Here is a 12333-nt window from a genome sequence, read left to right as displayed (position 1 = left end):
CTATCTGACTGGTGGAAAATTTTCCTGGACCTTACTGCGCGGAGAGACGGTAGCCGGTGCCGCGCACAGTCTGGATCAGGCGATCATAACCGCTGGTTTCCAGGGCAGAACGCAGGCGGCGGATGTGCACATCCACAGTGCGTTCTTCTACAAACACGTGATCACCCCAGACTTGATCCAGCAACTGCGCACGGGAATGCACGCGTTCCGGGTGGGTCATGAAGAAATGCAGCAGACGGAACTCGGTAGGGCCCAGATCAATCGGGTCGCCATTGCCGGTGACACGGTGGGTTGTCGGATCAAGGCGCAGACCTTGTACTTCAACCAGATCATCGGTCACTTGCGGGGAACGGCGGCGCAACACGGATTTGATCCGTGCCTGCAGTTCACGCGGGCTGAATGGCTTGGTGATGTAATCATCGGCACCGGTATCCAGGCCAATGATCTTGTCTTGTTCGTCTGATCGCGCGGTCAGCATGATCAGCGGAATCTGGCGGGTGCGCTCTTCGCCGCGCAGTTTGCGGGCAAATTCAATGCCGGTCATGCCGGGCAGCATCCAGTCCAGCAGGATCAGGTCAGGCAGGGCGTTACGAACGATATGAGCGGCAGATTCGGCTGAATCGGCGCGCATCACATGGTGGCCGGCCTGGGTCAGGTTGAATGAAATCAGTTCCTGGATGGCTGGTTCGTCTTCGACAAGCAGGATGTTGGCTGGCATTGGGTAAATAACCTCACGGGGGTAGCGTTCTGGGCGCGTCTTGCTGCCATCCCGAAGGAGGCTCATCTCCTGATGCAACTGACCGTTACTGGCCAGTTTTGCTCTTTATATAAGACTGGGGGCGCCCGAAAATTGTTGCGAGATTAAGGCTCAAATGTGAACAGAATATTACAAGTTTGCGTAATGCGGCCTTATGCCGACGACATATAAGGTCGAAAAGGAGCGGACTGGCGTCCTGCCTTGCTTTGCGCCTGATCGCTGATTTTGTTAAAGATTGACGAAATTGTGGTCAATTGTTGACATTAATCATGACGTTGAAGCGGATATGATTTTTGCATCGACAGCAAGCGTGCCAGATGACGAGGCGCCAGATGGGTCGCAGCATGCGCACGCAACTGTTTGTACAAAAGGAATCAAATGATGAAATCCGGATTTTTCCATCGTGTTGTCGCTGTACTGGTTGCGGTCTCGACCACCATGTTGTTTACCCACGTATTCGTGGCGCTCTGATCCGTTCAGATATCGATATTTCAATTGCGGTGTCAAACCGCACGCATGCAAACATGCAACGCGCAAAAGCCCCGGACAGGGGCTTTTTTATTGCCCTGACAAATGCGCCCGAGCCCGCACGCGGCCATAATGTGGATATCTGCTGAATGCACCGCTGCAAGGAAATCCATGTCTGTTCCCGCGCGCACCGCTTATCTCAACGGCCAGTTTGCGCCGCTCGACACCCTGCAGGTCTCGGTGATGGATCGCGGCTTTTTGTTTGGCGACGGTGTGTATGAGGTTATTCCGGTGTATAGCCGCCAGCCGTTCCGGCTGACTGAACACCTCAAGCGGCTGGAAAGCAGCCTGGCCGCCATCAGTCTGCCCAGTCCATACACTCAGGCGCACTGGGCCGAACTGATCAAGACGGTGGTCGCGGCGCAGGATTTTGATGATCAATCCATCTATTTACAGATCACGCGGGGGGTCTCCTGGCCGCGCAACCACGTCATGCCGGCCGAGGTCATGCCGACCGTGCTGATTTATGCAGATACGCTGATCCCGCCGCCAGCGGCACTGATTGAGGCGGGCGTGACGGCCGTATCTGCGTCAGATATCCGCTGGTTACGCTGCAATATCAAGGCCACTTCGCTGCTGGCCAACGTGCTGCTCCGCCAGATGGCGGTGGATGCCGGCGTGGCTGAAACGGTACTATTCAGGGATGGCCTCTTGATAGAAGGCGCCTCCAGCAACATCTTTGTGGTCAGCCAAGGCGAAATTCTCGCGCCGCCACCCTCACATTTGATGCTCACCGGAATCACTTATGACTTGATTCTGGAACTAGCCCGGCAGCACGGCATGCCACATCGGGTATGCGAAATCACTGAACAGCAGGTCCGTGATGCCGATGAAATCTGGCTGACTTCGTCTTCCAAAGAGGTTCAAGCCGTGATCCGGCTGGATGATCGTGTGGTAGGGCAAGGCAAACCTGGCCCGGTGTTCCGTGAGATGCACTGCCACTATCAGCAATTCAAGCGCGACGTCATGCGCAACAAGGAGTTCAGACATGACCCAAGTTAACATCACCGATCTGAATCAGGACCAGCCAAAGCTGGAAAACCTGGTTGAGTTTCCGGTACTGATTCCGGTCAAAGCCGTGAGCCACAAGCAAGTGGCGCAAGAAGAGTTTCAGGCCATGCTGGTCGATCTGACCGCGCAGCATGTGCCAGGTTTTGTGGCAGAACTGGTGACGATTCGCCCCAGCAGCCAGGGCAATTATTTCGCCGCTACGTTATCCATTACCTTTGACAACGTTGAGCAAGTGCACGCACTGGATGCCGCCCTGAAAGCGCACCCGCTGGTGCGGATGGTTCTGTAAGCGGAGCGGGCTGTGCGGCGCGAAGAAAACGTTATTCTGCAAAGTGACTGGGCAAGCGCGAGCCCGGTCACGGTCAATGGCATTGCGGTGCGGCCCTTGGGCCTGCAAGCCTACGAGCCCACCTGGCACGCCATGCAAGACTTCACCGATGCGCGCACGCCAGACACGCAGGATGAACTCTGGCTGCTGGAACACCCGCCCGTCTACACCCTTGGGCAGGCGGGCAAGCCAGAACACATCCTGCAGCAAACAGATATTCCCATCGTCAAGATTGATCGCGGTGGCCAGGTCACTTACCACGGGCCCGGTCAATTGATTGCCTACACGTTGCTGGACCTGCGCCGCAACAATCTGGGTGTGCGTGAACTGGTGCGCAAGCTGGAGCAAAGCGTCATCAACCTGCTGGCAGACTTTGATATTGAAGCCTACGGCAAGATCGATGCACCAGGCGTGTATGTCCAGGATGACCTGGGCGAGGCCAAGATTGCGGCGCTGGGTTTGCGTATCCGCAACGGCTGCGCGTTTCATGGCTTGTCATTCAATGTCGGGATGGATCTGACCCCGTTTGGCTGGATCAATCCTTGCGGTTATGCCGGTTTACGTGTCGCGCAGCTCAATGATTACGGCTTTGCCGAGACACCTGCATCGCTTGCGGGTAGAATGGCCGACAAAATTCTGCAACAAATCAACTGACTAACGCTGGCCAAAAGCCGGGGTTGAAGCTGCCGATGACCGAAGAGATCAAAACCGCCGCCGCATCCAATGCCGCAGGTGTGAAGCACAAGGGCGAATCCAAGACTGCCCGCATTCCCATCAAGATTGTTCCACTGGAACAAAAGCTCAAAAAGCCGGACTGGATCCGTGTGCAGGCGCCCAGCCTGAACAGCCGCTTTTACGAGATCAAAGACATCCTGCGCTCGCAAAAGCTGCATACGGTGTGTGAAGAAGCGTCCTGTCCCAATATTGGCGAGTGTTTCGGCAAGGGCACGGCCACCTTCATGATCATGGGTGACATCTGCACCCGTCGCTGCCCGTTCTGCGACGTGGGCCACGGCCGTCCGAACCCGCTGGACGAGAACGAGCCAACCCATCTGGCCGAAACCATTGCTGCACTGAAGCTGCGCTACGTAGTGGTGACTTCCGTGGATCGTGATGACCTGCGCGACGGCGGTGCCCGCCATTTTGTTGAATGCATCAACAAAACCCGTGTAGCCAGCCCTGATACCCAGATTGAAGTGCTGGTGCCGGACTTCCGCGGTCGTCTGGATATCGCCGTCGATATCTTTGGCGAGGGCTTGCCAGACGTGATGAACCACAACCTGGAAACGGTGCCGCGCCTGTACAAGCAGGCTCGTCCGGGGGCGGACTACATGCACTCGCTCAAGCTCTTGAAGGACTTCAAGGCCAGGTATCCGCATGTGAATACCAAGTCCGGCATCATGGTGGGTTTGGGCGAAACCGATGAAGAAATCCTGCAAGTGATGCGTGACATGCGCGATCACGACATTGATATGCTGACCATCGGCCAATACCTGCAACCTTCTAACGGGCACCTGCCTGTGTTGCGCTATGTGCATCCGGATGTATTCAAGATGTTTGAAGAAGAAGCCTACAAAATGGGCTTCAAGCACGCGGCCGTGGGGGCGATGGTGCGTTCCAGCTATCACGCCGATCAGCAAGCGCACCATGCAGGCGTCGTCGCGTAAAACCGACTGATGCCAAATACAGATGACGCCGGGCCAGCCCGGCGTTATTTTTTGTCTGTGCCCAAAGTTTTACGGAGTTTTCATGACCGATACCCCGCGCCACAAACTCACCATGACCGTGCTGATGATGCCGGAGATGGCTAACTTTTCTGGCAACGTACATGGCGGGCAATTACTCAAACTGCTGGACGAAGTGGCTTATGCCTGTGCCAGCCGCTATGCCGGCACTTATGTGGTGACGCTGTCAGTTGATCAGGTGATGTTCAAGCAGCCGATTCATGTCGGTGAACTGGTGACATTTCTGGCGACTGTGAACTACACCGGTCGCACCTCGATGGAGATCGGGATCAAGGTGATTGCCGAGAACATTCGCGAGCGCACAGTGCGACATACCAATAGTTGTTACTTCACCATGGTGGCGATGGGGGATGACGGCAAGCCGGCGATGGTGCCGGAGCTGGTGCCGGCGGATGAAATTGAGCGGCAACGCTGGCAGGGGGCCGAGGGGCGGCGGGTGGCGCGGTTAAAGAAGAACGGCTAACGGGTTTGGTTGGGGTTTGTAGTTGCAGTTGGGGTTGGTGTTGTTTTTGACTTTCCTCCCCCGTTAAAGCCAGGCGCCGAAGGAGGGCGGGAGACCTTAGGCTCCCGACCGACTGAGGGTAGCCCGGAGGGCCGCCAGGCTGGAGTCGCCTTTTCTTTGCCTACTTTCTTTTGGCGAAGCAAAAGAAAGAAAGTAGGGTAGCTCCCGCTACCGCGGGTATCAAATGCTTTTACTCACGCCGAAGGCGCTAACACGCCAATACAGCAAGCAAGATCACCAGTCCGGTTCATTCTCCCCCCGCCACATCAACGCAAACCCCAGCAAGAACAGCATCGTCCCATATGGCCACAAATCGCTGATCAGCGCGGCCAGCCCTCTAAAGTGCATCAGATGCCCGTAGTTCCAGCGGAACAGCGGCAAGATGGCAGAGAGTTGCGGGGAGAGCGGCCACATCCAGCTCACAATCACTGTGCAGAAGAGGCACAACGCCCCGACCAGTGCGCGCCAGGGGCGTTTGAGTTGCAACAGCACGGCCAGTAGTGGCAGCGCGGCCAGGCCGCCCAGCACGACGTTATGGTTGATCCAGCTAAAGAAGTCTGACCATTTGAGCATAAGGCCGGCAAATACGATCTTGCTGGCCAATACGCTACTCAGCAGCGTTGCTACGGCCCAAGGCGCCTGCCGGCTGTGGCGCATGAGGACAGAGACAAACAGGCACACGCCCAGCGTGTTGAGCATCATGCCGCTGCCTTCCAGGATGTCCAGAAACAGGGCCGGGTTGTTCAGCGGCGCGATGATGGGTTGTGGAATGCCGCGAGGTTCATCCACGACGCCAAAGAACGGGACTGACGGGTCGAACTGGGTGATCAGCCATAGCCCCAACCAGACCAACCCCCATTCGGCACCCGCGCTTGGGAAAAGGTACGAGTGCCGAAACACCAGCCAGCGTCGTTGCGAGCGGCGCATGACCAGCACCAAAGAGATCACGGCACCGATCGCCGCACCAGCGCCATTGGAAAGAATGTCCATATTGGACGCAACGCGCGTGGGGATGAATTGCTGTACGAACTCGACAAAACAAGACGTCATCACGCCGATCAGCACTGCCAGTGCCGGGCCCGCCCAGCGCCAGCGGCGTAAAGCCAGACCGGCTGACAGGCCAAGCGGCATGTAGGCCAGCACGTTGATCAGATTGTCGAAAAACGTGAAGTAATAAGGCAGCGGGTAGGTGTAGAAGGCAAAGACGGGCTCACCGGTAAAACGCCAGCCGGTAAACGGGTAAAACGAGACCAGTAGCACCACCAGCAGATAGCACCAGAAGAAGTACCGTGCCACGCGGGTCGGGGCGTTACGGCGGGCCAGGAAGCTGATGGGTGGGAGTGCGCGCATAGGTAAACAGAAAAGGGGTGGTCTTATGAACCACCCCACAGAGCTTACCGGGCGGTCTTCACTTCCGTCCAGAGGCGGTTCAGATCACGCAGCGGTTTGCCTTCCAGCGAGTTGAGCTGGTACAACTTTTTCATGTTGTCCGGCGTCGGGAACACGGCGTTGATCTTTTTGATATCCGGGCTGACAAACTGGGCCGCAGCGGCGTTCGGGTTGCCAGAGCCAATCATGTTGGTCAGTTCGGAAGAGTTCTTGCCATCCAGCATGAAGTTGATGAACTTGAACGCCAGATCCGGGCGCGGCGCACCCTTCATGACCATCATGTTATCCACGGACAGGGTATTGCCTTCCTTTTGCAGCGAGTAGGCAATATTGAACGGGCGCTTGGCGGTGTGGGCATCCGTGTTGGCCTGGAACATGTCGTTGGAGTACCCATGCGCCAGCCAGATGTTGCCGACGGTCAATTCCTTGATGTAACTCTGGTTATTGAACGCAGCCCAGTACGGCTTGGCCTTGATGATGGTTTCCTTGGCCTTTTGCCACTGGTTGATATCCGTGCTGTTCGGATTAAAACCGTTGTACATCATGGCCGCGGCGAACAGTTCTTTCGGGTCATCCAGTACAGTGACCTTGCCTTTGATCTTTTCCAGCACCTTCGGATCAAAAATGGCAGCCCAGGACGTCGGGTCGATGCCCAGTTCCTTGATCTTCTTGTCGTTGTAGCCAATGAGCGTGGTGGTAAAGGCGTACGGTACGGAGTACACGTTGCCCTTGTCGAACTGGCTGTTCATGAACGCCGGGTTCATGTTCTTCAGGTTCGGGATCTTCGATTTATCCAGCGGTTGCACCAGGCCTTGCTTGATCAGCGGCGGCAGGGCGAAACCCGTCGGCACAACGATGTCATAACCCTTCGCGCCAGCGGCCAGCTTGGCCAGCATTTCTTCCATGGCGCCGTAGTAGTCCTGAACGACTTTGCACTTGCAGTCGGCCTCGAAATGCTTGACCGTTTCCGGCGCGATGTAGTTGTTCCAGTTGTAGATGTGCAAAACATCGTCAGCTTGTGCGGTGCCCATGGCCGCACCGGCAGCCAGCATCAGGGCCAGAAACTGTTTTTTCATGGCGGTTTAACTCCAGGTCCGGAATCACAATGAAAAGGCGCGGGATACGCTGTCCCACGCCTGGAAAAACGGCGATTATGCCAGATCGAGGAGTCAGGAAAACAGACCTCCAGGCATTGTCGTTTATTTGCGCACTTTGTGGCTGGCCAGCATGGTTCTGATGGGGCTGATGACAAAGTACGCCGGCAAATAAATTGCCCGCCCCCTTTTCAGGGCGCGGGCAACGGGGTGCTCCAGAAATAATGCGCGCGATCAGTGGCTGGCGCGCAAAGCACCCGGGGCGATTTTGGCTGCGATCACAATCAGCGCCAGCGTCAGCAGCATCAACAGAGACGAGATCGCATTCACTTCTGGCGTCACGGCGATCTTGAGCATGGAGTAAATCTGCAGCGGCAAGGTAGATGCACCGGCACCAGCCACAAAGTAAGTGATCACAAAGTCATCAATCGACAGCGTGAATGCCATCAGCGCGCCAGCAATGATGCCTGGCAGGATCAGCGGAAACGTCACCCGCCAGAACGCCTGCAATGGACCTGCGCCGAGGTCACGCGCCGCTTCGACCAGCGATTCATCCATCCCTTGCAGGCGCGAACGCACGACGATCGCCACGAAGCCGATACTGAAGGCAATGTGAGCCAGACCGATGGAGAGGTACCCCATGCTGAAGTTGAGCGCCACAAAGAACATCAAGAGCGACAACGCCATCAGGATTTCCGGAATGGCAATCGGCGTCAGCACCAGAATCGGCAACAGCCGCAGCTTGTACTTGTACATGGCCAGACCGGCCAGCGTGCCAAAAAACGTGGCAAAGATGCTGGACACCAGGCCAATCAGCAGCGAGTTGCGCGCCGCCGTCAGCATCTGGTCATCCGCAAACAATACGCCGTACCAATGCGTAGTGAAGCCCACCCATTCCGCGTTCAAACGGGAGTCGTTGAACGAGTACACCACTACGATGACCAGCGGCAGGTACAAGAATCCGTAAACCAGCAACGAGGCCGCCCACAGCCATTTGCTTTGCTTAGAGTGCATTGCGTTTGCCTCCACGGCCCAGAACAGCCATCAAGCCGGCCATCAGCAATACCGACAGGGTCAACATGATGGAAAGCACGGAGCCAAAAGGCCAGTCGCGTGAATCCAGGAACTGTTGTTTGATCAGGTTCCCAATCATGATGCCGTCGGTGCCGCCCACGAGATCAGGCACGGCAAAGATGCCCAGCGCAGGGATGAACACCAGCGCTGCGCCCGCGTAGACGCCAGGCAAAGACAGTGGCCAGGTCACTTTCCAGAAGCGTTGCCAGCGCGATGCGCCCAGATCTTGCGCGGCATCCAGCAGTGCCATGTCGTGCTTTTCCAGGTTGGCGTACAGCGGCAACACCATAAATGGCAGGTGCACGTAGACCAGCACAATGATCACAGCGAACGGCGTGAACAAAAACTGCTGCGGGGCAATGCCCACCACGCCCAGCAGCGTATTCACGAGTTTGGCGAAGTAACCCTGCGGGCCCAGGATGATCATCCAGGCGTATACGCGGATCAGGAAGTTGCTCCAGAAAGGCAGGATGACCAGCAGCACCAGGAGGTCACGCCATTTCTTCGGGCTGCGGGCAATCAGCCATGCCAGTGGGTAAGACGCCAGCAAACACAGTAGCGTGGTCAGTAGCGCATAGCCAAACGACTTGATGAACAACTCGATGTAGACCGCTTCCTGGAAAAAGCGTGCGAAGTTATCCAGCGTCAGGTAGTCATGCCAGTTTTGACTATTGACCAGCAAGACGTTCTTGCCGGTCGCCGGGTCTGCGCCGAACAGTGGCATCAAGCCGCCGTAGTCGCCAGGGAACCGGAAAGCGGCAAACGCCATCATGGCCGTCGGGATGGCAAAGAAGAAAATCAGGTACAGGAGTGGTGGCCCGGAAATCAGCCACTTTGCCAGGTTTTTTGAACGCGTCATGGGTCAACGGTCCTCAAGCCAGCAGGAAGTGGCCGGCATCAAAACGCCATGCCAGTTCAACCTGATCGTTGTCATCGAAGAAACGTGCGCGGCCTGGTGCAGCGTTAGGCAGCATGGTTTCAATGCGCGTACCGTTTTCCAGCTCGACGATATATACAGTCACGTCGCCCAGATACAAGCAATCATGCACCTTGCCCTTGAAGTGGATTTCGTCGGGCACATCGGCCGGTAGTGTCGCGCCCAGTTTGATTTTTTCTGGCCGCAGCGTCAGCGTGCCTTGCTGGCCGACGGCGGCGCCGGCCACCGGCAGCACTTCGGCAATGCCCACGCCAGCGATCTCGACCTTCATCCGGTCTGCCGCAATCTCGGTAATCGTGGCATCCAGCAAATTGCACTGGCCGATAAAGTCCGCCACAAAGCGGCTCTTCGGGTAGCTGTAGATGTTCTCGGGGGCGTCCAGTTGCTCGACCTTGCCCTGACTCATCACGGCAATACGGTGTGACAGCGCCAGTGCTTCGCCCTGGTCGTGCGTCACGTAGATAAACGTGATGCCCACTTCTTTTTGCAGGTTGATCAGCTCCAGCTGCATTTGCTCGCGCAATTTGGCATCCAGCGCAGAAAGCGGTTCATCCAGCAGCAGCACACGCGGGCGGTTCACCAGGGCGCGGGCAATAGCGACACGCTGGCGCTGGCCACCGGAGAGCTCATGCGGAAAGCGGCGCGCAAACTGGGTCAGGCGGACGTCTTCCAGCACTTCGGCAACGCGCGCCTTGATCTGCTCTGCGGGTACTTTGGCCATCTTGAGCGGGAACGCGACATTGTGTTCGACCGTCATGTGCGGGAACAGCGCGTAGCTCTGGAAAACCGTGTGGACAGGGCGTTTTTCTGGCGGCACACCGTTAAGCGGCTGGCCATCCAGCAGTAACTGGCCTTCATCGGGTTCTTCAAACCCGGCCAGCATACGCAGCAGCGTGGTTTTGCCGCAGCCCGACGGGCCCAGCAGGGTAAAGAATTCGCCCGCCTCAACACTCAGGCTGACATGGTTGACGGCGGTGAAATCGCCGAAGCGTTTAACCACGTCCCGAATCTCAAGCAGTGCCATGATCTTTCCCGGAAAAAAACGGCGGCCATTTTACCCAGGATGCGACCAAAAGGGGCACAAGTTTTTGTTTAATATGTATTTGTTGCTGCTAATTGCTGAATACCTGAAATTGAAATTCGTGCCAATTCATTGACTTGCAACAATCCCTGCAGAAAGGGGTTATCAGACCGCACGTCAGAAGGCCGCCCGAAACGCCACAACCCGCGCGGCCAGCGGCCTCGCACGGTATGATGAACCCCTTGCGGCTGAGGTTGGCCGATCTTCTGTTGTTGTCACGGATTACCCCTGGAAAACCTGATCATGATGGACTGGAACCGCCTCCTGACCGCCGATCGGCTGGGCGCCTCACGCCTGCCCGCGCACGATGCGGAATTCTCGCGCAGCGATTTTCACAAGGATCACGATCGCATCGTGTTTTCCTCCCCGTTTCGCCGGCTTGGGCGCAAAACCCAAGTACACCCGTTAACCGAGAATGACCACGTTCACACCCGATTAACACACTCCATCGAGGTCGGCTGTGTCGGTCGCAGCCTGGGCATCCTGGTTGGCGAGAAGCTGAAAGACAAACTGCCCGGACATATTTCTCCCTACGACCTGGGGGCGATTATCCAGGCGTCTTGCCTGGCCCATGACATAGGCAATCCACCGTTTGGGCATGCCGGTGAATACGCGATCCGTGACTGGTTTCGCCGTGATGAGCACGCCTACCTGCTGCAGAATCTGACGGCGGGTGAGCGCCGTGATCTGCAAACGTTTGAAGGCAATGCGCAGGGGTTCCGGGTGGTGACCCAACTGGAAAACCATCGTTTTGAGGGCGGCATGCGGCTAACGTTCGCTACGCTGGGCGCGACCCTCAAATACCCCTGGACAAGCGAACATGCCGGGGAGAAAGGCAAGTTCAGTTGTTACCAGTCTGAGCAGTCGTTGCTGGAAGAAGTGGCGCACACGCTTGGTCTGCCGTTGCTTGCACCGGGTAAATGGGCGCGGCATCCACTCTCTTACCTGATGGAAGCGGCGGATGACATTTGCTACGCCATTCTGGATCTGGAAGACGGCATTGAGATTGGCATGCTGCCTTATGAGGTGGTCGAACCCATCTTGCTGAAAATTTGCGGGGGCGATCATGAATTGTTGCGGCTGGAAGTCGCCGCCGCACCTTCGACCCGGCGCAAGATCTCGTTGTTGCGCGGCAAGGCGATTGGCCGTTGCGTGCAAGAGGTCGCCGAAGCATTCATCAAGGTTTATCCACGCTTGATGGATGGCGGTTATCAAGGCGATCTGATCAACGACTGCCCGGCCAGCGTGCGCCATGGTATTGCTGAATCCAAACAGCTCGCCCGTGACCGGATTTTCAACGCTCGTCGCAAGGTGGAAATTGAGGTTGGCTCCTTCACTTGTCTCGATATCCTGCTTGATGCATTCTGCAACGCCGCTTACCAGCTGAAGATCTCGCCAGAGTTGCCGTTCCGGATGAAGCGCATTCTGGATCTGATGGAATACAACGCCCCGAAAAAGGAATGGCCGATCTATCAGACCTACCGGCGTGTGCTCGATTTCATCGGCGGCATGACGGACAACTACGCGACCTATCTCGCGCAGCAGGTCGGCGGTATGGGGCGGTAGCGCGTCCGGATCTCTCCCACCAGAACAACAATATCAATGAGCAAAAAATGAAATTGCAGTTACTGGCCATCGCACTGATGGCCACGGTTTTCTCAGGTTGTAGCGTGGTGACGACCACGGTCGCGGTGGGGGCGGCGGCTGTCAATGTCGCGGCCACCACGGTGAATGTCGCCACGACCACTGCAGGTGTCGCGTGGGATGTCGGCAAGGCGGGCGTGAACGGCGCAAGCTGGGCGATCGACAAGGCGACAGCGGCACCCGCCGCCGCGCCAGCCCAAACCGCAACTGTCCATGTTACGGAGCCGGTAGCGACCCCTTGAA

At 56.9% G+C, this 12333-nt stretch carries 13 protein-coding genes; 7 read left to right on the top strand and 6 right to left on the bottom strand.

The window, feature by feature from the left end; translation table 11 throughout:
* Positions 1–31: 31 nt before the first annotated feature.
* Entirely contained in the window at positions 32–718 is a 687-nt protein-coding gene (gene phoB, locus IEX44_RS17670; RefSeq protein WP_188697166.1) for a phosphate regulon transcriptional regulator PhoB, read from the bottom strand.
* Between the two features lie 678 nt (positions 719–1396).
* Between phoB and IEX44_RS17665 the strand changes: the two genes are divergently transcribed.
* The 5 genes from IEX44_RS17665 (at position 1397) to IEX44_RS17645 (ending at position 4832) form a co-directional block, all read left to right on the top strand.
* Complete coding sequence (locus IEX44_RS17665; RefSeq protein WP_188697164.1) at positions 1397–2287, top strand: D-amino acid aminotransferase; 891 nt, start codon at positions 1397–1399, stop codon at positions 2285–2287.
* Complete coding sequence (locus IEX44_RS17660; RefSeq protein WP_188697161.1) at positions 2274–2585, top strand: YbeD family protein; 312 nt, start codon at positions 2274–2276, stop codon at positions 2583–2585. Before IEX44_RS17665 ends, IEX44_RS17660 begins: the two co-directional genes overlap by 14 nt.
* Before the next feature lie 81 nt (positions 2586–2666).
* On the top strand, positions 2667–3278 hold the full coding sequence (gene lipB, locus IEX44_RS17655; RefSeq protein ID WP_229679295.1) for a lipoyl(octanoyl) transferase LipB: 612 nt from the start codon (positions 2667–2669) through the stop codon (positions 3276–3278).
* A 35-nt stretch (positions 3279–3313) separates the two neighbouring features.
* Positions 3314–4291 carry a lipoyl synthase gene (gene lipA, locus IEX44_RS17650; protein ID WP_188697158.1) on the top strand — a complete coding sequence of 326 codons (978 nt, stop codon included), beginning with the start codon at positions 3314–3316 and terminating at the stop codon, positions 4289–4291.
* An 82-nt stretch (positions 4292–4373) separates the two neighbouring features.
* Positions 4374–4832, top strand: coding sequence for an acyl-CoA thioesterase (locus tag IEX44_RS17645; RefSeq protein WP_188697155.1), 459 nt, complete (start codon positions 4374–4376; stop codon positions 4830–4832).
* Between the two features lie 273 nt (positions 4833–5105).
* Here the strand turns inward: IEX44_RS17645 and IEX44_RS17640 are convergent, their stop codons facing one another.
* The 5 genes from IEX44_RS17640 to IEX44_RS17620 form a co-directional block, all read right to left on the bottom strand.
* A complete protein-coding gene (locus IEX44_RS17640; protein ID WP_188697152.1) occupies positions 5106–6221 on the bottom strand; it encodes a VanZ family protein in 1116 nt (371 codons plus the stop codon).
* Positions 6222–6265: 44 nt separating this feature from the next.
* Entirely contained in the window at positions 6266–7336 is a 1071-nt protein-coding gene (locus IEX44_RS17635) for an ABC transporter substrate-binding protein (protein ID WP_188697150.1), read from the bottom strand.
* Positions 7337–7588: 252 nt separating this feature from the next.
* Positions 7589–8368 (bottom strand): ABC transporter permease, encoded by a 780-nt coding sequence (locus IEX44_RS17630; RefSeq protein WP_188697147.1) that lies wholly within the window; start codon positions 8366–8368, stop codon positions 7589–7591.
* A complete protein-coding gene (locus IEX44_RS17625) occupies positions 8358–9287 on the bottom strand; it encodes an ABC transporter permease (protein WP_188697145.1) in 930 nt (309 codons plus the stop codon). Before IEX44_RS17625 ends, IEX44_RS17630 begins: the two co-directional genes overlap by 11 nt.
* 13 nt (positions 9288–9300) lie before the next feature.
* Positions 9301–10389: an ABC transporter ATP-binding protein gene (locus IEX44_RS17620; RefSeq protein ID WP_188697142.1), complete on the bottom strand. Its 1089-nt coding sequence runs from the start codon at positions 10387–10389 to the stop codon at positions 9301–9303.
* Between the two features lie 300 nt (positions 10390–10689).
* On the opposite strand from IEX44_RS17620, the gene IEX44_RS17615 reads away from it, so the two are divergent.
* Positions 10690–12012: a deoxyguanosinetriphosphate triphosphohydrolase gene (locus tag IEX44_RS17615; RefSeq protein WP_188697140.1), complete on the top strand. Its 1323-nt coding sequence runs from the start codon at positions 10690–10692 to the stop codon at positions 12010–12012.
* Between the two features lie 47 nt (positions 12013–12059).
* Positions 12060–12332: a hypothetical protein gene (locus tag IEX44_RS17610; RefSeq protein WP_188697138.1), complete on the top strand. Its 273-nt coding sequence runs from the start codon at positions 12060–12062 to the stop codon at positions 12330–12332.
* Position 12333: the final 1 nt, after the last annotated feature.

Origin of the sequence: Silvimonas amylolytica (genome assembly GCF_014645555.1) — a bacterium.
Lineage (GTDB): Bacteria > Pseudomonadota > Gammaproteobacteria > Burkholderiales > Chitinibacteraceae > Silvimonas > Silvimonas amylolytica.
Note: the sequence above shows the minus strand (reverse complement) of the source record. Positions and strands in the feature narration are given on the sequence as shown.